Annotated in this window: 23 protein-coding genes and 1 tRNA gene; 15 read left to right on the top strand and 9 right to left on the bottom strand. The window is 57.6% G+C overall.

The annotated features are described in order from the left end of the window. On the bottom strand, positions 1-432 hold the full coding sequence (locus EYC79_RS03805) for a hypothetical protein (RefSeq protein ID WP_130977186.1): 432 nt from the start codon (positions 430-432) through the stop codon (positions 1-3). Between the two features lie 139 nt (positions 433-571). Between EYC79_RS03805 and EYC79_RS03800 the strand changes: the two genes are divergently transcribed. The 6 genes from EYC79_RS03800 (at position 572) to EYC79_RS03775 (ending at position 5,325) form a co-directional block, all read left to right on the top strand. After that, a complete protein-coding gene (locus EYC79_RS03800) occupies positions 572-760 on the top strand; it encodes a hypothetical protein (RefSeq protein WP_130977185.1) in 189 nt (62 codons plus the stop codon). Between the two features lie 43 nt (positions 761-803). Further along, positions 804-1,430: a hypothetical protein gene (locus tag EYC79_RS03795; RefSeq protein WP_130977184.1), complete on the top strand. Its 627-nt coding sequence runs from the start codon at positions 804-806 to the stop codon at positions 1,428-1,430. 76 nt (positions 1,431-1,506) lie between these two features. After that, positions 1,507-2,031 carry a MerR family transcriptional regulator gene (locus tag EYC79_RS03790; RefSeq protein ID WP_130977183.1) on the top strand — a complete coding sequence of 175 codons (525 nt, stop codon included), beginning with the start codon at positions 1,507-1,509 and terminating at the stop codon, positions 2,029-2,031. A 1-nt stretch (position 2,032) separates the two neighbouring features. Next, the gene (locus EYC79_RS03785; RefSeq protein WP_130977182.1) at positions 2,033-3,958 is read left to right on the top strand and encodes a prohead protease/major capsid protein fusion protein; all 1,926 of its coding nucleotides are present in this window, start codon (positions 2,033-2,035) and stop codon (positions 3,956-3,958) included. A 55-nt stretch (positions 3,959-4,013) separates the two neighbouring features. Then, entirely contained in the window at positions 4,014-4,223 is a 210-nt protein-coding gene (locus EYC79_RS03780; RefSeq protein WP_130977181.1) for a hypothetical protein, read from the top strand. Beyond that, positions 4,207-5,325 carry a tyrosine-type recombinase/integrase gene (locus EYC79_RS03775; RefSeq protein WP_130977180.1) on the top strand — a complete coding sequence of 373 codons (1,119 nt, stop codon included), beginning with the start codon at positions 4,207-4,209 and terminating at the stop codon, positions 5,323-5,325. The genes EYC79_RS03780 and EYC79_RS03775 overlap by 17 nt, the downstream gene beginning before the upstream one ends. Here the strand turns inward: EYC79_RS03775 and EYC79_RS03770 are convergent. The 3 genes from EYC79_RS03770 to EYC79_RS03760 form a co-directional block, all read right to left on the bottom strand. Then, positions 5,326-5,402: transfer RNA gene (locus tag EYC79_RS03770), tRNA-Arg, on the bottom strand. 216 nt (positions 5,403-5,618) lie between these two features. After that, positions 5,619-7,040 (bottom strand): sensor histidine kinase, encoded by a 1,422-nt coding sequence (locus EYC79_RS03765; protein ID WP_130977357.1) that lies wholly within the window; start codon positions 7,038-7,040, stop codon positions 5,619-5,621. A 272-nt stretch (positions 7,041-7,312) separates the two neighbouring features. Further along, on the bottom strand, positions 7,313-9,322 hold the full coding sequence (locus EYC79_RS03760) for a methyl-accepting chemotaxis protein (RefSeq protein ID WP_130977179.1): 2,010 nt from the start codon (positions 9,320-9,322) through the stop codon (positions 7,313-7,315). 367 nt (positions 9,323-9,689) lie between these two features. Between EYC79_RS03760 and rpmH the strand changes: the two genes are divergently transcribed. From rpmH to yihA, 4 genes are read left to right on the top strand one after another with little or no spacing between them, the layout of a single operon-like run. Beyond that, the gene (rpmH, locus tag EYC79_RS03755; protein ID WP_010972613.1) at positions 9,690-9,827 is read left to right on the top strand and encodes a 50S ribosomal protein L34; all 138 of its coding nucleotides are present in this window, start codon (positions 9,690-9,692) and stop codon (positions 9,825-9,827) included. A gap of 31 nt (positions 9,828-9,858) precedes the next feature. Then, positions 9,859-10,242 carry a ribonuclease P protein component gene (rnpA, locus tag EYC79_RS03750; protein WP_062427079.1) on the top strand — a complete coding sequence of 128 codons (384 nt, stop codon included), beginning with the start codon at positions 9,859-9,861 and terminating at the stop codon, positions 10,240-10,242. Next, positions 10,242-12,056, top strand: coding sequence for a membrane protein insertase YidC (yidC, locus tag EYC79_RS03745; protein ID WP_130977178.1), 1,815 nt, complete (start codon positions 10,242-10,244; stop codon positions 12,054-12,056). Before rnpA ends, yidC begins: the two co-directional genes overlap by 1 nt. Next, positions 12,053-12,700 (top strand): ribosome biogenesis GTP-binding protein YihA/YsxC, encoded by a 648-nt coding sequence (gene yihA, locus EYC79_RS03740; protein WP_130977177.1) that lies wholly within the window; start codon positions 12,053-12,055, stop codon positions 12,698-12,700. Before yidC ends, yihA begins: the two co-directional genes overlap by 4 nt. Before the next feature lie 19 nt (positions 12,701-12,719). On the opposite strand, the gene EYC79_RS03735 is transcribed toward yihA, so the two are convergent. Next, positions 12,720-13,097: a hypothetical protein gene (locus EYC79_RS03735; RefSeq protein ID WP_062427082.1), complete on the bottom strand. Its 378-nt coding sequence runs from the start codon at positions 13,095-13,097 to the stop codon at positions 12,720-12,722. 240 nt (positions 13,098-13,337) lie between these two features. Here EYC79_RS03735 and argB point away from each other — a divergent pair, with 240 nt between their 5' ends. Continuing rightward, the gene (gene argB / locus EYC79_RS03730) at positions 13,338-14,222 is read left to right on the top strand and encodes an acetylglutamate kinase (protein WP_062427083.1); all 885 of its coding nucleotides are present in this window, start codon (positions 13,338-13,340) and stop codon (positions 14,220-14,222) included. Positions 14,223-14,243: 21 nt separating this feature from the next. Here argB and EYC79_RS03725 read toward each other — a convergent pair whose 3' ends face one another. Continuing rightward, positions 14,244-15,161, bottom strand: a complete 918-nt coding sequence (locus EYC79_RS03725; RefSeq protein ID WP_130977356.1) for a DMT family transporter — start codon at positions 15,159-15,161, stop codon at positions 14,244-14,246. Between the two features lie 103 nt (positions 15,162-15,264). Between EYC79_RS03725 and EYC79_RS03720 the strand changes: the two genes are divergently transcribed. Next, on the top strand, positions 15,265-15,984 hold the full coding sequence (locus tag EYC79_RS03720) for a pyrimidine 5'-nucleotidase (protein ID WP_062427084.1): 720 nt from the start codon (positions 15,265-15,267) through the stop codon (positions 15,982-15,984). A 109-nt stretch (positions 15,985-16,093) separates the two neighbouring features. Next, positions 16,094-16,687, top strand: a complete 594-nt coding sequence (locus EYC79_RS03715) for an EF-hand domain-containing protein (protein ID WP_130977176.1) — start codon at positions 16,094-16,096, stop codon at positions 16,685-16,687. Between the two features lie 200 nt (positions 16,688-16,887). On the opposite strand, the gene EYC79_RS03710 is transcribed toward EYC79_RS03715, so the two are convergent. Continuing rightward, positions 16,888-17,145 (bottom strand): BQ00720 family protein, encoded by a 258-nt coding sequence (locus tag EYC79_RS03710; RefSeq protein ID WP_062445714.1) that lies wholly within the window; start codon positions 17,143-17,145, stop codon positions 16,888-16,890. 166 nt (positions 17,146-17,311) lie between these two features. After that, the gene (locus tag EYC79_RS03705; protein WP_062427087.1) at positions 17,312-17,737 is read right to left on the bottom strand and encodes an Hsp20 family protein; all 426 of its coding nucleotides are present in this window, start codon (positions 17,735-17,737) and stop codon (positions 17,312-17,314) included. Between the two features lie 311 nt (positions 17,738-18,048). Between EYC79_RS03705 and EYC79_RS03700 the strand changes: the two genes are divergently transcribed. Then, positions 18,049-18,993, top strand: a complete 945-nt coding sequence (locus EYC79_RS03700) for a nucleoside hydrolase (protein ID WP_130977355.1) — start codon at positions 18,049-18,051, stop codon at positions 18,991-18,993. Positions 18,994-19,082: 89 nt separating this feature from the next. Here EYC79_RS03700 and EYC79_RS03695 read toward each other — a convergent pair whose 3' ends face one another. Then, positions 19,083-19,943, bottom strand: coding sequence for an LOG family protein (locus EYC79_RS03695; RefSeq protein ID WP_082447482.1), 861 nt, complete (start codon positions 19,941-19,943; stop codon positions 19,083-19,085). 146 nt (positions 19,944-20,089) lie between these two features. Here EYC79_RS03695 and dapD point away from each other — a divergent pair, with 146 nt between their 5' ends. After that, a complete protein-coding gene (dapD, locus tag EYC79_RS03690; RefSeq protein ID WP_112358667.1) occupies positions 20,090-20,944 on the top strand; it encodes a 2,3,4,5-tetrahydropyridine-2,6-dicarboxylate N-succinyltransferase in 855 nt (284 codons plus the stop codon). The last annotated feature ends 146 nt before the right edge of the window (positions 20,945-21,090 follow it).

Here is a 21,090-nt window from a genome sequence, read left to right as displayed (position 1 = left end):
CTAATCCTCCGATTCTCTCTCTTTGACCAGACGCAAAATCTCTTCGGCCTGGTCTCTCGCTTTTTCGTCCTCTTGCCAGAGGTTGAGGCTCCCAGCGCCGCCGAAAGTATGGCTTAGCGCAGCGGTCGCGTTGGCATACGCAAAGGAAAATTCCGCCATTGCGAGTACCACTGCGCTTTCAGCGGGCGATTTCTCTTTTTTGAGCGCTAACGCCCTCACCTTTTCCTGCATGTCAAACCATTTGCCATTCAGCTCGGTGAACGTCTTTTGCAGACTGCTCGTATCGTCAGCAGCAGCAAGCCCAATTTGGCAAAGGCGGCGAATAGCTTCAGCACGCGTCCTGATTCTACTCTTGAAGCTCCAATCATCAATTGCATCAGCTTCCGATTGAGCAAGCATAAGTTGAAACTTGATCGTTTTGAGTTCGTTCATCGTGTCATTCCCTCGCTTAGTAAGCACTAAACGCCTTCAATCATCTCCGCAATAGATGGAAGTTCCATCACTCACTTGACGAACTTGTTAAACAGTGACAAGAGTTATCCACCACTGATGGAAGTGATGGAGGTTGAACGTGCAGCAGCACAGCGAAAACAAGACTGAAAGGTTTGTGTTCATGGTGGAGAAATCCACGCTTGAAGCAATCGACGACTGGGGCTTCTCGCGCCGCATCAGAACGCGCGCAGAAGCAATCCGGCAGCTAGTCCAGATCGGAATCGAAACAACAAACTCGGAAATGAAAAAAGCCGACGCACGGTCCTGAGAAACTCCGCGTCGGCTTTCAACCTTTGGAAAGGTGCATCAAAATGCGTAAGAAGCATACAACGGAAAATGCCGGTGGCGCAAGCGCTGCTGAGAAAATCGCTTTGATCTTTAGTAAGGTCGATGACCTTCAATACGATCTCTACAGGCTGAATTGCTTCGCGAACATCGCAGAATCTTCGACCGCTGACATCTTCACTCCGCGCCCCGAGTTAAGCGGAAGCACGGGCGTATATTACGCTGGCGACGCAGAAAAGAAGATTTTGGGGTTTGCCACCTCTGAAACCGTAGCGCTTTCCAACGCAGTAGACGGCATCGTTGGCGGGTTGCTAGCCGACCTAAAGGACATCCGCGACGTGCTAGAGCGTTATCGGCCTGTACGAGAACCACAGCCGGTTCGAGGTGAGGCGCTGCACAATCTTTTTCGGGCGTGGGAGCAAGCTTACGCCTCATGGGTCGCCACTAAGCGGGACGGCAACATTCCGGACGGAACGCCGGAATTTGAAGCGGAAAGGCGGGCAGCTCTTGCTCTAGCTGCTCATCCTTGCACTACACCTGACGATGTGGGGCGCAAATCCCGTCTGTTTCTGGAGAATAGTTACCTTCGTGACAGCGCACCGGAGTTCGCGATTGAACTTCTTACCTCGTTCAATGCTGTAAAAAACATTTGAGTCCTATCTGCAACTAAATTGACAGAATCGCACAGCCGTGGTTCTTAGTTGCATCAACAACTCAATAGGTCTCGAAATGAACAATCTCAAAGCAATCTTTTTCGCAGGTGCTGTGGCGCAGGCAATTGGCGTCAGCCCGATCACCATCCGTCATTGGCGGGAGCGAGGCGTTTGCCACTTCGGTCATATCGTTGAAGGCGGTGAGGACAATCCACGCTCACGCCGCCGCTACGATGTGCGCGAAGCCTGCATGATGGGTGTTGCGGTTTCCCTGTCGCGTTTCGGCCTGGAGCTGGAGGAAGCTTTTAACATTGTGACCGGGTCGGAAGCGTTGAAGAACACTATCTCCGCAGAGTTCTTCGACGCAGGTGAACCCGATCAAATCTTCTGCCTTGTCGCTGGCAACAGCGCTTCAGAAGACGGTTCGGGGTGGAGCAACGTCCTGTTCTTGAGCCTCGCTGACTGGCAGGCCCACGTCGCCACTGCCTTCGATGCTACCGACGCACTGACGAAAGAGCGCGCCGATACCGTGCTTTCGGTGAACGTCAGCGCCATTGCTCGCCGCGTCATCAAGGCGCTGCGCGCGAGTGACGAGGGCTGAAATGACGAACGCCCTGCGCAAAGCAAAAGCTGAAACCGGTCTTCGCCGCGCCTGGGGCTTCCAGCCGGACACCTTGGACGTCGAAGAACGCACCGTTTGGGTAATCGCTGCGACTGAGACAAGGGTTAAGCGCAGCTTCTTTGATGAAGTTTTGCTCTGCGAACCGGATGCAGTTGTTTCCACCAGACTGCAAAACCTGCCGGTGCTGGATAGCCATCGAAGCGCAAGTGTCAAAGACATTTTGGGGCAGGTGGTGGCGTGGCGTTTTGAGGGCCGGAAACTTCTTATGCAGATCCGCTTCGCCGACAACGAAGGCGGCAACGCGGCGTTCGCGCTGGTCCGTGACGGCATGCTTGGCAAGGTCAGTGTCGGTTATCGCATCCTGAAGACAGAAGAGACCGAAACGCGCGGTAGCGTTACGGTCACAGTAACTCGCTGGGAGCCGACAGAGATTTCTCTGGTGTCAGTCCCGGCTGATCCCAACGCAACAATTCGAGGAAATGTGAAGATGGCTAGAAAGCCCACGACGAACCGCCGCGCTGCGCCGCAGGTGAACGAAGAACTTCCGGAAGACGACATCGAAACCGGCCACGAAGAAGAGCGCCGCCATCCGGTCGCGCAACGAAGCCTCTCTGTTGAAGATACTCAGCGTTTGTTCGCGATGCGTGACAACGCGGTGCGGGCTGGCTTCAGTGCGTCTGAGTTTGATGAAATCGTGAGCGAGGCCAGAGGCTCGATGCGCTCCATTCGCTCCGCATACCAAGAAATGATGGTGTCGGCTGAACGGCAGGTCACAACCGACTCCCGTGTCGGTCTTGATATGGGCGGCAATGCGAACGATGTCCGAAATGCCGTGATCGACGCTTTGGCCGTGCGCCTCGGCGCTACTTCGCAGGTGCAGAACAACCCATACGCAGGACGATCCAGCGTCGAAATCGGACGCAGGTTCTTGGAAGACAGCGGTATCTCCACACGTGGAATGGACGACGTTCGCCTTGCTGATGTCTTGGTAAGCGGGCGCATGGTGGATGGGCTTTCTACTCGCGCGATGCACACGACTTCGGATTTCCCACACCTCTTGGAGGCCGCAGGAAACCGGGCCTTGCTGCAGCGTTATGAGGTGCAGGCGTCTGTCCTGAAATCTCTTTCCGCGCAACGCAACGCGCGCGACTTCCGGCAACAGTCATTCATTCGACCTGGTGAAGCCCCGTTGCTGGACAAGGTGCTTGAATCTGGCGAGATCAAAAACGGCACGACCAGCGAAGACAGTCGTGGCCTGAAAATCGACACCTACGGAAAGATGTTCACCATCAGCCGTCAAGCACTGGTGAACGATGATCTTGGTGCCTTCTCCGACTTCCTCGGCGTGTTCGCGCAGTCTGCGGCAGAGACTGAAGGAAACCTGTTCGCCAACCTTTTGCTTCAGAACAATCGAGCGGGCATCGTACTCAGCGACGGCAAGCCGCTATTCCACAGTGACCGAAAAAATACCAACGCAGCGGCAGGAATTACTGTCGATAGTGTCGGTGCTGCTCGCTTGTTGATGCGGACCCATAAGAACGTCAATGGCACCGGAACGGCGGGCGTGGTTCCGGCAGTCCTCTTGGTCGGCCCGGCACTGGAAACGGATGCCGAAAAGCTGGTCGCGTCCATCACGGCTTCCAACATTGGAGATACCAATCCCTTCGCGGGAAAGCTTCGGGTGCTGGTGGAAAATCGGATTGAAGGCAACGGCTGGTATCTCTTCGCAGATCCTGCACAGCGCCCCGCTTTGATGCATGGATATCTGCAAGACGCTCCTGGCCCACAGGTTGAGAGCCAAGAAGGCTGGCGCACGCTTGGAACCGAGTTCCGGTGCATTCTCGACTTCGGCTGCGCCGTCAACGACTGGCGCTCGGTCTACTTCAACCCCGGCCCTAACAGCTAATCCCGAAAACCTGCGGCCCCGGTCATGGGGCCGCTCCCTGCCACGAGGTTTGGATATGGCAAAAGCCCCCACAAAAGCACAAATCACTCGCGCCATTGAGGCGGCTAAAGCTGGCGGCGTGTCGGTGGGCCGTATCGAAATCGAAGGTCTGAAAATAACGATCGTTCCCGCGGCCATAGCCGCCGCTGTTTCCGCCGATCTCGGCGCTGGCGAAACGATCTCTCCATATAAGGCATGGAAAGCAGCGAATGCGCACAAGGCTTAAAGGCATCAACTCCATTTCCCGCAAGTTGGCAGGCGGTGAAGTGAAGATGTATTACTATCACAGAGCGACTGGCGAGCGCCTTGACGGCGAACCCGGCTCACCTGAGTTTCTGGCATCCATTGCACGGGCCGTCGAGAAGTCGCGCAAGCGCGATAGCGGCACACTTGCTGGCTTGATGCGAGAATTTGAAGAAACGAAGCAGTGGCGCAAACTGGCAGCTTCCACGCACTCCGAATATCGGCGCATTTTTAAATTTTGGGAACAGAAGTTCGGCACCTGTCCATATCCTGCATTGGAGGACAAAGAGTTTCGTCGGGACGTTCTCAAGTGGCACGACCAATTCTCGGCCGACAAACCGCGAGAAGCAGATAACCGCGTTACCGTGCTGGCGCGCGTCCTGTCATGGGCCGCAAAGGACGGTCCGCTGAAGCTCAATGTTTTGGACAGCTTCGAGCGCGCCTATCAGGGCGACCGCTCGGAAATCATCTGGTTGCCGGAACACGTCGAAGCCTTCATGGCGGTAGCCTCGCCAGAGATGCAGCTCGCGATGGTTCTGGCGCTTCACACTGGGCAGCGGCAGGGTGACATTCGCACACTTCCATGGAGCGCCTACGATGGCACCCATATCTCGCTTCGCCAGAGCAAGGCGCGCCGTGGGCAGCGCGAGGGCAGGCTTATCAAGATCAAATGCACGAAGGCTCTTAAATCGACACTGGACGGCCTTCAGAAGCGCTCGCCGCTCATCCTCACTACCAAAACCGGCAGAGCGTTCCAGAAGCGCTACCTGGCTGAACAGTGGGAAGCCACGACGAAGGAAGCCGGGCTTAACACGGTTGAAGTGGAAGGCAGTGAAAGCGTCGGCCTCCATTTTCACGACCTGCGCGGCACCACAGTGACCATGTTGTTTCAGGCCGGGTGCAATCTAGGCGAAATCGTCTCGGTCACTGGTCACTCGCTGCGCCGGGCGCAAGACATTCTGGACAAGTATTTGGCCCGGACAAGCACCATGGCGGACAATGCTATCGCCAAGTTCGAGAACGTTCTGGAAACGGACTTTGCAAAACGAGTTGCAAAACAAGAGGTGGGAAATGATGGGAAGTAATGGCGCACCCGAAGAGATTCGAACTCCTGACCCCCAGATTCGTAGTCTGGTGCTCTATCCAGCTGAGCTACGGGTGCGTGCCGCAGAAGCTGTTCTGCTGGCGTGGCGATCCTCTAAAACGTCCTACCTTCGAATGCAAGCGATTTTGTTTTTAAATCGTCATTTTCCTGCAATGAATTTTACAGTTCTTTGAAAATAAAGGGTTTTTCGACGATTCTGATTTCTGCGTCAAATTCGCGATGAAAAAGGGATGGCGTCTTGGCGCCTTCGAGAGGAACCACGAAAGGAAAAAACTATGTCGTGGCGGCCGTCGATCCGGGCTGCGGGCGGTCGGGGATCTCGATGCGGAATTGCGTGCCACGATCGGCCTTTTCGACAAGGGCAATCGTTCCGCGGTGGGACAGGACAAGCTCGCGGGCGATGGCGAGGCCGAGGCCGGTTCCGCCGGAGCGTGCGGAGCCACGGAAGGCGGAGAACAGGTTTTCGCGTGCCTTCTGCGGCATGCCGGGGCCGTTATCGTCGATGACGATGCTGACGATATCGTCGTTGCGCTGGGCGGCGATGGTCAGGCGCTTCGTGGGATAATCGGAACCGCTTGCCTGCTGCAGCGCCTGCACGCTGTTTTTACAGAGATTGTAGAGAACCCGGAACAGTTGCTCGCTATCGGCATCGATCGTCAGGCTATCCGGGATGCTATCGACGAATTCGATCCCGATCTCCGGTTCGATGGCGAGGATGTCCTTTACATCCTGGACCACTTCGCCAAGCTCGATCATGCGGCGTCTTGGCGCGCCTTCGGTGGCCTGGCCATAGGCAAGCACTTCGCTCGTGTAACCGACGGCGCGATCAATGGTTCTCAGAAGCTTTGGCGCGAAGCTACGCACCATCGGATCTTCGACATCGACCAGCCTGTCCGACATGAGCTGGGCCGACGCCAGGATGTTGCGCATGTCATGGTTGATCTTGGAGACGGCCAGCCCCAGATCGGCGAGGTTCTTCTGCTGTCGCAGCGTCTTTTGCAGTTGCACCTGCATATCGGCAAGATGCCGTCCGGCAACCGCCAGCTCATCGGTCCCCTCTTCCGGTTTGAACAGGCTCGCAGGATCGTCCGGTCGCTCCGAGAAGGTCTGCATGCCGACAGTCAGGCGCCGGATCGGGCGGATCAGGATGCGGTTGATGGAAACGAAGATCAGGCTTGCGGTGATCAGCGACAGCGCCACCGAAATCATCAACACGTTGCCGGCATAGGCGATCATCGCGGCGCGCAGCTTGTTCTCGCTCATCACGATTTCGATGATCATGTTGCTGTCGCCGATCACATCGAAGACACGGATGACGCGGTTCTGGCCAAAGAGCAGTACCGAGAAGGCATCGCGCACCGCTTGCAGTTGCGAGACGTCCGACAGGTCGTATTGATCATCGACGCTCGGCGGCACCTCGGTGGCGGCGAGAAGCGTGGACGTGCCATCCTTCTTGAGTGCAATGAGCTTTGCGCCGGTCGCGAGCAGCGTGTCATTCTGCACGCTGCGGGGAAGTTCCGTCTGAAGACCGTCGATCACCACGCCTGCGGCAGCGGCCGTGTTCAACCTGTCGCGCAGCCAGGCAAGGCGCATATTGGCGACGGACGGTACGAAGATCAGAATTTCGGCGATCATGACGAAAATGATCGTCAACAGAAGCAGGCGTCCGGACAGCCCTTGGGTCAGGCCAGGCATCTCGCGCAGGGGGCGGCTCGTGGCCTCATCCTCCCGCTCGCCATTCATCCGGTTTCTGAGTGCTGAAAACACCAGGGCTTTTCCTGTTGGTCTGCCAGCCAGCGGTCAGAAGCCTTGGCGGCGTCCAATTCGGCAAACAGCGTCATTTCGAGATATCATAAGGATTCGAAGCGAAATTTCAAACGGATGCAAGGCCGATACACAATTCGATGGGCAAAACGGAAAACGCCGCCCTAAGGCGGCGTTCGGCTCAGGCATAAACGAGGCGGTGATCAGAACTCCTGCCACTCGTCCCTGTTCTGCGCAACCGCAGCGGAGCCACTGAAGGCGCGGGCCACAGTGACCATCATTTTGCGTGCTGGAGACGCCACTGGTGCGGAAGACGGTCGGGCTGGGGCTGCAAATCTTTGGGTCTGCAACGCTTCGTTTCCAAGGCGGAAGCGACCGACCAACGAGACCAAGGTTGCCGCCTCGCCGCTCAGCTTATGGGTCGCAGCGGAGGTTTCCTCTACCATTGCGGCATTTCGCTGGGTCACCTGATCCATCTGGTTGATGGCGGTGTTGACCTCCTGCAGACCTGTCGCCTGCTCCTGCGCCGCTGTTGCGATGGAATGGATGTGGTCGTTGATGCTCAAGATGCGCGCCTCGATGTCTTCGAGTGCTGCACCCGTCTGGCGAACGAGCGTCACGCCACTGCCGACCTCCTCTCCAGATTTGGTGATGAGCGCCTTGATATCCTTTGCGGCGTTGGCGGAGCGCTGCGCGAGTTCGCGCACTTCCTGCGCCACGACTGCGAAGCCCTTGCCTGCTTCACCTGCGCGCGCCGCTTCGACACCGGCGTTCAGAGCCAGGAGGTTCGTCTGGAATGCGATCTCATCGATGACATTGATGATCTGGCTGATTTCACGCGATGCCTGCTCGATCCGGCCCATCGCGGTGACCGCGTCGCGAACGACTTTCGCGGAATGGGCCGTCTTTTCCTTGGTCTCCGACACCATGGCGCTTGCTTCCTGAGCGCGCGCGGTGGAGTTCTTCACAACGGCGGTAATCTCATCAAGGGCCGCGGAGGTTTCTTCCAGGGCTGCAGCCTGCTGCTCGGTGCGCTTGGACAGATCGTCAGCCGCGGAGCGCAACTCATTGGCATTGCCGTTGATGCCTTCTGTGCTTTCTTGCACTTCCGCCATTGTCGCTTTCAACTTGGTCATCGTGTCGTTGATGTTGGCCTGCAGCTCGGCGAAGACGCCTTGGAAGTTGCCATTCATAGCGCGCGTCAGATCACCCTGCGCGAGGTCGGCCATAACGCGACCCGCCTCGGAGACGCCGCTATCGACGCTGCTGAGAAGATCGTTGATGGTCTTTGCAAAACGGTTGAGGTTGTCGTCACCATAATCCTTGGTGATGCGGCGGCTGAAGTCACCTTGTGCCGCTGCACCCACCACATCCGCCATACCCGCCTGTAGATCGTCGCTCTTGGTACGCATGGCGGCTTCCTGCGCATTCATACGCCGCACCTCCAGGCCATTACGCTTGAAGATTTCGACTGCGGCCGCCATCTCGCCGATCTCATCCTTACGGTCGAGATAGGGGATTGTGGCCTCAAGGTTGCCTTCGGCGACGGACTTCATTACTGCTGAGACGTTTAGGATCGGCGCACTCAATTGCTTGGAGCCGACATAAAGGCCGATGATGGCTCCGGCTCCGACACCGGTGACAGTGACAAGCGCGACGACCAGGAAGATAAACTGGCCGAAGGCGTCGATCTCCGACTTGATCGCATCGAGATCTTTAAGATCGCCCTTCACAACTGCGTCGATTTCGCCTTGATAGGCCTTGCGGTTTTCTCGGTTGGCTTCGTTGTTGCCCTGGACGCTTGCTTCCTGAGGGCCAACTTCGCGGCCAAGGCGGGCGGTCTCGGTGCGGAAGGCGCGAAACTCAGCAAAGCGCTTTTCGATGTTATCGAAGGCAGCGGCCTGATGGGCCGGAACCCGCGGCTTCCATTCCTTAAGAAGTGCGGACATGGCATCGAGGTTGGTGATGATGCCCTTGGAGAACTTTCCCGCCGCCGCCATGTCCTTTGCCGCGTACACGCCACGGGCTTCCATAACGACAGCGGTCACCAGCCTGTTGAGAGTTTCGCCGTAACGAGCACGATCTGCAACGGCATCGAGAGCGACGGTGTGTGCCTGATATTTGTTGATGGCGTAGATTGAAAGGCCACCAATACTACAGGCCACAAGGCTCAAAAAGCCAACGAGTAGATTGATCTTGCTTCGAATTTTCACTGCGAACTCCCCCGTATTCCAGATCCCCCACGACCGGAGAGCGAGGCTCCCAGCCGTCTGGTCAAGACAACGTTATTGAAGGTCAATTAAGAAACAATTTCAGATCTTACTTATATTCCAAAATCTTTTGAAAAAGCCGTCTTGGAAAGATGAGAGAGATCCCTCCAGGAAAAGCCGGGCTTTAAGTGGTTCGCGCGCGTTGAGTGCGTGATGCGGTTCTGCAATTGACTTTGCGGGCCATAAGCCCTTATAAGCCCGCACGTCCGGGCATTTTGTGCAGTCTATGATGGCTTTCCGGGCATTAGTCGAAACGCTCTTGCCCTTAAAGGCAAAGTCAAGAAGGGCCGCACCCCGCGGTATTAAATAAATGTCGAAGCGTACTTTCCAACCGTCCAAGCTTGTTCGCAAGCGCCGTCATGGTTTCCGTGCCCGCATGGCCACAGCTGGCGGCCGCAAGGTTCTTGCAGCTCGCCGCGCTCGCGGTCGCGCACGTCTGTCCGCTTAATCAAGTGGTTGCCCGATGAAAGTCGCGGCATATGACAGATAAGAAGAAAATGCCCGGTCGGTTGAAAAACCGGCCGGATTTCCTTGCCGTTCAGGCGGGCGAGAAAAGGCGCGGAAGCACTTTTCTTCTGGAGGTCCTGGATCGACAGGCTCCTGAAACCGAACCCAGGGTCGGTTTTACCGTCACAAAACGCCAGGGAAACGCGGTGGAGCGCAACCGTATGCGTCGCCGCCTCAGGGAAGCCGTGAGGCTTTCTGCCGGGTTTGCAATGAAACCCGGGCATGACTATGTGATTGTCGCCCGAAGGGACGCATTGAATACCGACTTCGCCGTACTGGAAAACTTGCTCATAGAGCGGATCGAGGGACGCGCGAAAAACGGACGCTCCCGGGAGACCCGCTCCAGGAAAGAATGATGGAAAAAAACCGCAATTACTTTATCGCGATCGCCCTTTCGGTTGTCATCGTACTTGCCTGGCAGTTTCTCTACATGAACCCGCGTATCGAGCAGCAGCGCCGCGCCGAAGAGGCACGCCAGGCGCAGCAGGCGACGCAACAGACGCAGACCACGACGGCACCTGCCGACGGCACTGCTGCACCGGCAACGACGCCGAGTGGCACGACGCCCGCCTCCGGCGGCCAGCAGGCAGGGACCCTGTCTCGCGCCGAGGCGCTGGCGAAGACGCAGCGCGTCGAAATCGACACGAATGCGATTGCCGGCTCCATCAACCTGACGGGCGCGCGTCTCGATGACGTTCGTCTGAAGGACTATCATGAGACGGTGGATGACTCGAGCCCGATCATCACGCTCCTCTCGCCTGCCGAGACGCATGACGGCTACTTCACCGAACTCGGCTATATCGGCAATGAGGGCGTTGGCTCCGTGCCTGGCCCGACCACGGTCTGGACCGCACCAGCCGGCGCAAAGCTGACCGAGACGACGCCGGTCACGCTTTCCTATACCAACGACAAGGGCGTGGTCTTCAACCGCACCATCTCGATCGACGATCACTATATGGTCACCGTCACCGACAAAATCGAGAACCCCGGTCAGGACGCGATCACGCTTTCGGCTTATGGCCGCATCACGCGTAACAACAAGCCTGTCACCCCGCCCGTCTTCGTGATCCACGAAGGCTTCCTGGGCGTTGCTGGTGCTGATGGCAGCCTGACGGAAGAGACCTACAAGAAGGTCGAGGAACAGCCCTATGTCCTGCCGAAGGCAACCGGCGGCTGGCTCGGCATCACCGACAAGTACTGGGCGGCAGCAATCGTTCCGCCACAGGACAAGGCCGTCGAGACCCGCTACTCGCACTTTACCGATGGTCAGCCGCGTTATCAGGCCGATTATCGCAGCGATGCCGTGACCATTGCGCCCGGCGCATCCACCGAGCTGAAGAACATGATCTTCGCCGGTGCGAAAGAAGTGCCGCTGGTCGATCGGTACGAGAAGCAGTATTCCATTCCGAAGTTCGATCTCTTGATCGACTGGGGCTGGTTCTACTTCATCACCAAGCCGATGTTCAAACTGATGGATTTCTTCTTCCGTTACTTTGGCAATTTCGGCGTGGCGATCCTGCTGACTACCATCGTCGTCAAGCTTCTGTTCTTCCCGCTTGCCAGCAAGCAATATGCCTCCATGGCAAATATGAAGCGCATGCAGCCCAAGATCGAGGAGCTGAAGGCCAAGTTCGGCGACGACCGCATGGGCATGCAGCAGGCGATGATGCAGCTCTACAAGGAAGAGAAGATCAATCCGATTGCCGGATGCTGGCCGATGCTTCTGCAGATTCCGGTCTTCTTCGCGCTCTACAAGGTCATCTACGTCACCATCGAAATGCGTCACGCGCCTTTCTTCGGCTGGATCCACGACCTGTCCGCGCCAGATCCGACCTCGCTCTTCAATCTGTTCGGTCTTCTGCCCTATGACGTGCCGCACTTCCTGATGATCGGCGTCTGGCCTATCATCATGGGCATCACCATGTTCCTGCAGATGCGCATGAACCCGACGCCGCCCGATCCGACCCAGGCGATGATCTTCACCTGGATGCCGCTGATCTTCACCTTCATGCTGGCGTCTTTCCCGGCGGGTCTGGTGATCTACTGGGCATGGAACAACACCCTGTCGATCTCGCAGCAGGCTGTGATCATGAAGCGCCACGGCGCCAAGATCGAGCTCTTCGACAACCTCAAAGGGGTGTTCAAACGAAAGCCGGTGCAATCCAAATGACGGCTGACAAGCCCCTCTTCGGAAGGCCGTGGATTTTCATCCGCGGCGTTCCGGCCATGAAGTTCCTTCCTCCCGAGGGCCCGGCAGAAATCGCTTTCGCCGGGCGTTCGAATGTCGGCAAGTCTTCGTTGATCAATGCGCTCGTCGGCCACAAGGGATTGGCGCGCACCTCGAATACCCCGGGCCGCACGCAGGAACTCAACTATTTCGTACCGGAAGGCTATTCCGGCGCCGGAGACGATCTGCCGCCGATGGCACTGGTCGACATGCCGGGCTATGGCTACGCACAGGCGCCCAAGGATCAGGTCGATAACTGGACGAAGCTCGTTTTCGATTACTTACGTGGCCGGGCAACGTTGAAGCGCGTCTATGTGCTGATCGATTCCCGGCACGGCATCAAAAAGAATGACGAAGACGTCTTGAGCCTTCTCGACAAGGCGGCCGTCTCCTATCAGATCGTTTTGACGAAGACGGACAAGATCAAGGAACCTGCCGTTCCGCGCCTCATCAGCGAAACGCTGGAGAAGATCAAAAAGCGCCCTGCGGCCTATCCGGAAGTTCTGGCAACGTCATCGGAAAAATCGGCCGGTCTCGATGAACTGCGCGCCGAGATCCTGAAAACGGTCGGTTATCCGCATCCCTGACGGTTGACGGTCGAAATGCTCAAACGGCGGTGAAGAGCAGCACTGCGGCCCACAGAACGGCCGCAAGTGTCGTCATCCGCCAGAAGCGCGTGGAGTTCCACAGAGCTGTGAGGATGGCGAAGCGGCCATAGATGCTGCGATGCAGCTTGTCGTCCGAACGGCGAAGCGCGTGATCCATAGAGGCATCCACATAGGACGCGAAGGTGCGCTGTTCACGCACTTCCGTTTCGGCAAGATTGTCTTCCCAGCGCCGCACGATGGTGGCGAATTGCTGGTCTTTGCGAACCCTTTCGGCAAGCTCGGCTTTCACGTCTTCCGGCAGCGCGCCGAGCACATATTTGCCCGCAAGCACCTGATCCTTCAAACCGCCGCGCATATCCTTATCCGGCAAGGCCATTCTTCTTCAAACTCCGCTGCTTCGCGCCACTGTCATCATGACAGCCTGCCGATTCGAACCTCGAACGGCCGGACGCAGACTCCCCGAACAAGGCTGGTCCGAATGCGCCCGCGTGTCAATCCGATTAGGCAGCGCATGGGCCATCCTCTGCGAATTAATGTTTCTCGCCGACCCCTTCCCGTGTTTCATCCGTCAAAAACTTGCGTTACAAGCGGCGCGTTCCAGCAAGAGGTTTTTCTCATGGCGAGTATCGAAAGCGAAATGCAGGCCCGGCTTCTGGCTCAGGCCCTTCCCTTCATGCAGAAGTATGAAAACAAGACAATCGTCGTAAAATATGGCGGTCACGCCATGGGCGACATGGCTCTTGGAAAAGCTTTCGCCGAAGACATCGCGCTTCTCAAGCAATCCGGCATCAACCCCATCGTCGTTCACGGCGGGGGCCCGCAGATCGGCGCGATGCTGACGAAGATGGGAATCGAGTCGAAGTTCGAAGGCGGTCTGCGCGTCACAGACGCCAAGACGGTCGAGATCGTCGAAATGGTTCTGGCAGGCTCGATCAACAAGGAGATCGTCGCCCTCATCAACCAGACGGGTGAGTGGGCCATCGGCCTTTGCGGCAAGGATGGCAACATGGTCTTTGCCGAAAAGGCACGCAAGACCGTGACCGACCCGGACAGCCATATCGAGCGCGTTCTTGATCTAGGCTTCGTCGGCGAGGTCGTCGAAGTCGATCGCACGCTGCTCGATTTATTGGCAAAGTCCGAGATGATCCCCGTCATCGCCCCTGTGGCGCCCGGTCGTGATGGCGCGACCTACAACATCAATGCCGATACGTTCGCTGGCGCAATTGCCGGCGCGCTACACGCCACCCGCCTGCTGTTCCTCACCGATGTCGAGGGCGTTCTCGACAAGAACAAGGAACTGATCAAGGAGTTGACCGTCTCCCAGGCCAAGGCGCTGATCAAGGACGGCACAATCTCCGGCGGGATGATCCCGAAGGTGGAAACCTGCATCGAGGCCATCAAGGCCGGCGTGCAGGGCGTGGTGATCCTCAACGGCAAGACTGCCCATTCGGTCCTTCTGGAAATCTTCACGGAAGGTGCTGGTACGCTGATCGTGCCCTGAGTCGTCGGATTTCGGCTTGGGTCAGCCCCAGGCCAGAAGCGACAGCACGCCAAGGACGATCAACAGGCAGCCGATCAGTTCGAGCTTGTTGATCTTTTCCTTGAAGAAAAAGACGGTCGAAGCGAAGGCAAAGAGCATCTCTACCTGCGCCAGCGCCTTGACGACTGCGGCTTGTTGCAGAGTCATCGCCGTGAACCAGCCGAATGAGGCCGTGGCACCGACGAAGCCGACAGCAATTGCCGGTTTCCATGCCTTGGCGATGCGCGCCAGTTCTTCCCGCTCCCGCAGAATAATCCAGATGAGCATCGTTACCGTTTGCGTCACGATGACCACCACCAGCGTGAAGCTCGCCTGCATGATGGCGTCGGGCGCCGGCAGGCTTGCGGCAATCGAGAGCGATGCGGAACGATAAGCGACGGAGGAGAGACCGAAGAGTGCGCCAGATGCCAGGCCAATCCCCGCCGTCTTGCTGAAGATGGAGGTGATGATGGAGACGGGAGAGAGCGTCGTTCTCGCCACCGAAATCAGCATGACACCGGAGACCGAAATGGCAATGGCCAGCAGCGTTCCGGCGCTGACGCTTTCGCCGACGAAGATGAGCGCGAAGAGCGCCGCCTGAGCAGGCTCCGTGCGCGAATAAGCCGTGCCGACAGCGAAATTACGGAACGAGAACAGATGCACCAGCAGGAAGGTGGCACCGATCTGCGCCATCGATCCAACCGCGGCCCATAGCGCGAAAGTGCCGTTGATCGATGGCAATGGCCTTGCCAGTCCAAAATGCAGGATGGCGAGATAGGTCAACGCAAAGGGCATGCCGAAACCGAAGCGCACGAAGGTGGCGCCCGTGGTCCCCATGCTCTTCTTCAGATGTTTTTGAAAGGTCGAGCGCAGATTCTGCAAGAAGGCGCTGACCAGGGTGATGCCGATCCACAATTCCATGCCTTGGATTAGCATTGGCGCAGGTTTGCCGCCAAGGACGGTTTTCGTCACGGGCGGCGCGTTTTCGATTTTATTTGACCAGCGAAACGGGCATAAGCGTTGCATGAACACAAAGCCCAAGAACACCGCAGAGCCAGCCGATTTCGCCCATGTGACGGAGTGGGTCTTCGATCTCGACAACACGCTCTACCCTCATCACATCAATCTCTTCTCACAGATCGACCGCAACATGACCGCCTATGTGGCGGAGCTGCTGCAGCTCGATCCGGAAGAGGCGCGCGTTCTTCAGAAGCGCTACTACCACGAGCATGGAACGACACTCCAAGGACTGATGATCCACTACGGTATCGATCCGAACGACTTCCTGGAGAAGGCACATGCGATCGACTATTCCGCTTTGCTTCCAGATCCGGAGTTGGGAGAGGCAATCAAGGCTCTGCCTGGCCGCAAGTTCATTCTGACCAATGGCAGCGTCAAGCACGCCGAGGCCGCCGCCGGTGCCCTGGGCATCCTCGATCACTTCGAAGATATCTTCGACATCGTCGCTGCGGGTTACCTGCCGAAGCCCGCGGGCCAGACCTACGAAAAATTTGCCGCGCTGAAACAGCTCGACACCAAAAGGGCTGCGATGTTCGAGGACCTGCCGCGCAATCTCGTGGCACCCCGAGCGATGGGCATGAAGACGGTGCTTCTCGTTCCGCGCAATCTCGAAGGCATCGTGATGGAGCGCTGGGAAATCCCGGCCGAGACGGATGATCACATCGATTACATTACCGATAACCTATCGGAATTTTTGGTAGGACTCCAAGACAGCCGCGCTTAGAGCGATTCATATATTACCGATGTTTCATATGCATTACGGATGTTTAACTGGTGGGAACGAAGCGTCGCCTATAGCGTCTTACGAGGGACACCAACGGAAAGGTTTTGATATGCTAAAACGGAAGATCGCCATCACCGCGCTTGGCGCTGCCCTGATGCTCAGCACCACTGCGTCCATGACGATGGCGGCTCCACGTGGCGGCGCCGACCTTGAAGGTCCGCGCATGCGCCCTGAGCCGATGTTCGTTCACCTCTTGAAGGTGGCCGATACCAACAAGGACGGCAAGATCACCAAGGAAGAGTTCAACGCCCGCCAGGAGGCACTCTTCACCGAGATCGACGCCGACAAGGACGGCTCCATCACGCCGAAGGAAATGCGAGACTATCGCCGGGCGAAAATGGAAGCCTGGCGGGAAGCCAATCCGCGTCCGGAAAAAGCCGCAGCCGAGGGTGACCAGAAAAAGGCCGAGGGCGACAAGAAGGATGGTGAGCGCGAAAAGCGTCGTGAAGCTCGCGAAGAGCGCAAGGGCAAGGATCGTAAAGGCAAGATGGGCGGCATGTTCGCCTCGGCCGATACGGACGGCAACGGTCAGCTCAGCGAGCCGGAGTTCATGGCCGCTGGCGAAAAGATCTTCACACGTCTAGACCGCAACAATGACGGCGTTATCAGCGTGGACGACATGCCGGATCGCCCCTGGCTCTAAGGCCTTCTCGATTACTGGAGGCCCGCCCTGTTTCAGGGTGGGCCTTTTTTTGTCGGCCAATCGCTCCACGACCGGACCGGTCGATCGCGAGTTAGGGTTAAAGCATGTCGCGCGAAAGTGGTCACCGGCTTTGCGATAACGATATGCGACAAAACCAAGACCTAAGCGCCGGAAGCAAATCTGAAAGATCGCGACGCGCTTTAGTGCAGGCTGATGGTCCGCAACTCGTCTTCGGCAGCCTTGAAGAAGGTGCTGGATCGGTTGTCGGTCAGAAGGATGGGTGTGCCGTCGGCGCCGAAAAGGGCCCAAAGATCAAGACCGGGATCGATCTCGGGCGCCTCGGGAAAGCACTTCATCACCTGTTCGGCTCGCATCTTGCGGATGTAGCCCACTTCGCCGGCACCAAGATGGGCCAGCTGGGATTTGGTCAGGCGCGCATGCGCTTCTTTTAAAAGCATGTTTCAGCCTCCATCGAGCGCCGTTGTTGCGTCCTTTGAAGACGTATCCGGTCGCTCAGAATTTCAAGTCGACGCGCAGTCCGTTGCGAAGATCCTCGGATCCTTGCGCCGATGCGTTGGTCTTTGACCAGGAGACTGAACGGAATCAGTCTACGGGGCCAGAGTCTTACTGTGAGACGGAAATGTTAATTTTCTTCACCACGTTGGAGATTTCCGGACGGGTGAGTTCGATGGAGAGCAGACCGTTCTTCAGGCGCGCATTGTGCACCTGCATACCGTCAGCCAGCACGAAAACGCGCTGGAACTGCCGCGCGGCGATACCGCGATAGAGGTAGTCGCGCTTTTCCTGATCCTGCTGGCGCCCACGGATCACCAGTTGATTGTCTGCTGTCGTGACATCGAGATCGTCTTCGGAAAATCCGGCAACCGCAATGGTGATGCGCAGTCGCTCAGGGCTTGAGTCTTCCGCCGCCAGCCGCTCGATATTGTATGGTGGATAGCCGTCATTCGATTTCGCCATACGCTCCAGCGTTTTTTCCATGGCATCGAATCCCAGCATCAAGGGGTTCGTGAAGGGTGTCATGCGGCTCATAGTCCCGTGTCCTTGCATCCAAGCGACGATCTTGTGGCGCACGTGGTGATGCGGCGCCCAGCCCCGTTTCGGCAGCTCATTGCCATATGGTAACATGGTGCCCGAAACGCAAGAACGCCGCATCGGCAAAACCACCGGTCTTCGGCAGCCCATTGACAAGCCGGTCAAAGCAGCCTGAAAAGACATGACTTACAGCATCGGCCGAAAATCGGACTCGATTTTTGGAAAAGCACGATGCGTGGATTGAAAGAGTGAGAGCGTCCTTTGTGCGTCCAGAAGAACGCAGGGCGCTCTGGACAGACAGGATGACCATGGCCGAGCGCAGAAAAATCATTATCGACACCGATCCCGGGCAGGATGACGCAGCCGCGATCATGCTCGCTCTTGCAAGCCCTGACGAGATCGAAATTCTCGGGCTGTGCGCCGTGGCAGGCAATGTGCCGCTGAAGCTGACAAGCCGCAACATCCGCATCATTCTGGAACTGTGCAATCGTCCTGAGGTGCCAGTCTATGAGGGTTGCGAACGTCCGCTGGTGCGCGCACCGATCACGGCCGAGCATGTGCATGGCAGCACTGGCCTCGACGGCCCGACGCTCCCGGAACCCACACTGACTGCACAGTCCCAGCATGCGGTGGATTTCATTATCGACACCCTTCGCCGTGAGGCGGAAGGTACAGTGACGCTCTGCACGCTCGGCGCGCTCACCAATGTCGCGACCGCTCTGCAAAAAGCACCGGATATCGCGCCGCGGGTAAAAGAACTGGTGCTGATGGGCGGCGGCTTCTTCGAAGGTGGCAACATCACACCGGCGGCCGAGTTCAACATCTACGTCGATCCGCATGCCGCCGAGATCGTCTTCCGCTCCGGCATTCCGCTCGTCATGATGCCGCTCGATGTGACGCACAAGCTGCTGACGACCAAGGCGCGCGTCGCCCGCATCCGTGATATCGGCACGCACCCGGCGATCGCCATGGCGGAAATGCTGGAGTTCTTCGAGCGATTCGATGTGGAGAAATACGGCTCCGATGGCGGGCCGCTGCATGATCCGACCGTGATTGCCTATCTGATCAAGCCTGAGCTTTTCGCTGGACGCGATTGCAACGTGGAAATCGAGACGTCGTCTGACCTGACGATGGGCATGACCGTGGTCGATTGGTGGAAGGTGACGGAGCGTCCCGTCAATGCCAAGGTGTTCCGCGATGTGGATGCCGATGGCTTCTTCGCGCTGCTCACCGAGCGCTTCGCAAGGCTCTGATCACTGCTTCTCGCAAAAATGCCCGGGCTCAGAGACGATCGAGCCCGGGCATTTTTGTGCGATGTTATCCCGCCGAGAAACGGGAGCCCTTATAGCTCATAGAAATCGGCGACGATCTTCCAGGCTTCCTCGGCGGTCTCGGCGAAGTGAAACAGATCGATATCGTCCGGCGCGATGGTGCCGAAATCCGCCAATGCCTTGAAATTGATGATCGAGTGCCAGAAATCCCTGCCGAAGAGAATGAGCGGGATTGGTGCCATGCGCTTGGTCTGGATCAGCGTCACGGTTTCGAACAGTTCGTCCATGGTGCCGAAGCCGCCGGGGAAGACGACCACGGCCTTGGCCCGCATGAGGAAGTGCATCTTGCGGATAGCGAAATAGTGGAAGTTGAAGCTGAGCTCCGGCGTCACATAAGGATTGGGCGCCTGCTCGTGCGGCAGAAGGATGTTGAGGCCGATCGAGGGAGCGCCTGCTTCTGATGCTCCCCTGTTGCCCGCTTCCATCACACCCGGGCCGCCGCCGGTCATGACAACATATTCGCGGTGATCGAATTTCTCCGCTTCGACAGCACAGAGCTGCGCGAATTTGCGTGCCTCGTCATAATAGGCGGATGCTGCTTCGAGGTTCTTTTTCTGGGTCTCGTTGCGCGCCGCCCAGGCGGCGGCACCGGGCTCTGGGATGCGCGCACCGCCGAACATCACCACCGTCGATTTGATGCCGCGTTCGGAGAGGATCATCTCCGGTTTCAACAGTTCGAGTTGAAGGCGGATCGGGCGCAGTTCTTCCCGGCATAGGAAGTCGGTATCGGTATAGGCAAGGCGATAGGAGGGCGAGGCGCTTTGCGGTGTCTTAGGGATAACTTCGGCCTGGTGCTTGTCGTCAGAACTGTTTTTCAGCGGGTCCCAAACCCCGTCTTTGCGCCGCAGCTTGCCGTTTTTCAGTTTCGCCATTTCCATGCCTTTCCGATGCTTGCGTCAAATCGCCCAAATCGCATTGACGCACTTGAAACACTCGCTTAGAGCAATTGACCGTGTCCGGCCAGCGGTGCGGATGTTTCCCTGAAATGACGATAGTCAGCGAAGTTTAAGGAATTCTCATGAGCAGCTCGGATCTCGGCACCCTCGAAAGCATCATCGAAACCGCATTCGAAAACCGCGACGGCGTGAACACCTCCACGAAGGGTGAAGTTCGCGATGCGGTCGAGACCTCGCTCAATCTTCTTGACGCCGGCGAGGCCCGCGTGGCCGAGCGTGAGGCCAATGGCAACTGGAAGGTGAACCAGTGGCTGAAGAAAGCCGTCCTGCTCTCCTTCCGCCTCAACGACATGGAAATCGTAACCGGTGGCCCAGGCGAATCCACCTGGTGGGACAAGGTGCCCTCCAAGTTCGAAAACTGGGGTGAAAACCAGTTTCGCGCTGCCGGCTTCCGCGCTGTGCCGAATGCCGTGGTTCGTCGCTCCGCCTATGTGGCGAAGAACGTCGTGCTGATGCCGTCCTTCGTCAATCTCGGCGCCTATGTCGATGAAGGCACCATGGTCGATACGTGGGCAACGGTCGGCTCCTGCGCGCAGATCGGCAAGCACGTCCATCTTTCCGGCGGCGTCGGCATTGGCGGCGTGCTCGAGCCGCTCCAGGCTGGTCCCACCATCATCGAAGACAATTGCTTCATCGGCGCCCGTTCGGAAGTCGTTGAAGGCTGTATCATCCGTGAAGGCTCGGTGCTGGGCATGGGCGTCTATATCGGCAAGTCCACCAAGATCGTGAACCGCGCGACCGGCGAAATCTTCTACGGCGAAGTACCGCCCTACTCCGTCGTGGTGGCCGGCACCATGCCTGGCAAGCCTTTCCCGAATGGCGAGCCTGGCCCTGGCCTTTACTGCGCCGTCATCGTCAAGACCGTCGATGAGAAGACGCGCTCCAAGACCGGTATCAACGAGCTGCTGCGCGATTGAAGTAAGAAGACCGGCTAAAGCATGTCGCGCAAAAGTGTGCAGCGGTTTTGCGGTAACGACATGCGACAAAACAAGGACTTAAAGCGTAGGGAGCGAATCTGAAAGATCGCGATACGCTTTAAGAGTAGAAGCGGCAGAGAGTAGAC

Source organism: Agrobacterium cavarae (genome assembly GCF_004310285.1).
In the GTDB taxonomy this organism is placed as follows: Bacteria; Pseudomonadota; Alphaproteobacteria; order Rhizobiales; family Rhizobiaceae; genus Agrobacterium; species Agrobacterium cavarae.
Note: the sequence above shows the minus strand (reverse complement) of the source record. Positions and strands in the feature narration are given on the sequence as shown.

What these genes read in the sequence shown, in the direction of transcription:
- EYC79_RS03805 (WP_130977186.1), bottom strand. Translation starts at nt 432, where the DNA reads ATGAACGAACTCAAAACGATCAAGTTTCAACTTATGCTTGCTCAATCG.
- EYC79_RS03795 (WP_130977184.1), top strand. Translation starts at nt 804, where the DNA reads ATGCGTAAGAAGCATACAACGGAAAATGCCGGTGGCGCAAGCGCTGCT.
- EYC79_RS03790 (WP_130977183.1), top strand. Translation starts at nt 1,507, where the DNA reads ATGAACAATCTCAAAGCAATCTTTTTCGCAGGTGCTGTGGCGCAGGCA.
- EYC79_RS03785 (WP_130977182.1), top strand. Translation starts at nt 2,033, where the DNA reads ATGACGAACGCCCTGCGCAAAGCAAAAGCTGAAACCGGTCTTCGCCGC.
- EYC79_RS03780 (WP_130977181.1), top strand. Translation starts at nt 4,014, where the DNA reads ATGGCAAAAGCCCCCACAAAAGCACAAATCACTCGCGCCATTGAGGCG.
- EYC79_RS03775 (WP_130977180.1), top strand. Translation starts at nt 4,207, where the DNA reads ATGCGCACAAGGCTTAAAGGCATCAACTCCATTTCCCGCAAGTTGGCA.
- EYC79_RS03765 (WP_130977357.1), bottom strand. Translation starts at nt 7,040, where the DNA reads ATGCCTGGCCTGACCCAAGGGCTGTCCGGACGCCTGCTTCTGTTGACG.
- rpmH (WP_010972613.1), top strand. Translation starts at nt 9,690, where the DNA reads ATGTCGAAGCGTACTTTCCAACCGTCCAAGCTTGTTCGCAAGCGCCGT.
- rnpA (WP_062427079.1), top strand. Translation starts at nt 9,859, where the DNA reads ATGACAGATAAGAAGAAAATGCCCGGTCGGTTGAAAAACCGGCCGGAT.
- yidC (WP_130977178.1), top strand. Translation starts at nt 10,242, where the DNA reads ATGGAAAAAAACCGCAATTACTTTATCGCGATCGCCCTTTCGGTTGTC.
- yihA (WP_130977177.1), top strand. Translation starts at nt 12,053, where the DNA reads ATGACGGCTGACAAGCCCCTCTTCGGAAGGCCGTGGATTTTCATCCGC.
- EYC79_RS03735 (WP_062427082.1), bottom strand. Translation starts at nt 13,097, where the DNA reads ATGGCCTTGCCGGATAAGGATATGCGCGGCGGTTTGAAGGATCAGGTG.
- argB (WP_062427083.1), top strand. Translation starts at nt 13,338, where the DNA reads ATGGCGAGTATCGAAAGCGAAATGCAGGCCCGGCTTCTGGCTCAGGCC.
- EYC79_RS03725 (WP_130977356.1), bottom strand. Translation starts at nt 15,161, where the DNA reads ATGGAATTGTGGATCGGCATCACCCTGGTCAGCGCCTTCTTGCAGAAT.
- EYC79_RS03720 (WP_062427084.1), top strand. Translation starts at nt 15,265, where the DNA reads ATGAACACAAAGCCCAAGAACACCGCAGAGCCAGCCGATTTCGCCCAT.
- EYC79_RS03715 (WP_130977176.1), top strand. Translation starts at nt 16,094, where the DNA reads ATGCTAAAACGGAAGATCGCCATCACCGCGCTTGGCGCTGCCCTGATG.
- EYC79_RS03710 (WP_062445714.1), bottom strand. Translation starts at nt 17,145, where the DNA reads ATGCTTTTAAAAGAAGCGCATGCGCGCCTGACCAAATCCCAGCTGGCC.
- EYC79_RS03705 (WP_062427087.1), bottom strand. Translation starts at nt 17,737, where the DNA reads ATGAGCCGCATGACACCCTTCACGAACCCCTTGATGCTGGGATTCGAT.
- EYC79_RS03700 (WP_130977355.1), top strand. Translation starts at nt 18,049, where the DNA reads ATGGCCGAGCGCAGAAAAATCATTATCGACACCGATCCCGGGCAGGAT.
- EYC79_RS03695 (WP_082447482.1), bottom strand. Translation starts at nt 19,943, where the DNA reads ATGGCGAAACTGAAAAACGGCAAGCTGCGGCGCAAAGACGGGGTTTGG.
- dapD (WP_112358667.1), top strand. Translation starts at nt 20,090, where the DNA reads ATGAGCAGCTCGGATCTCGGCACCCTCGAAAGCATCATCGAAACCGCA.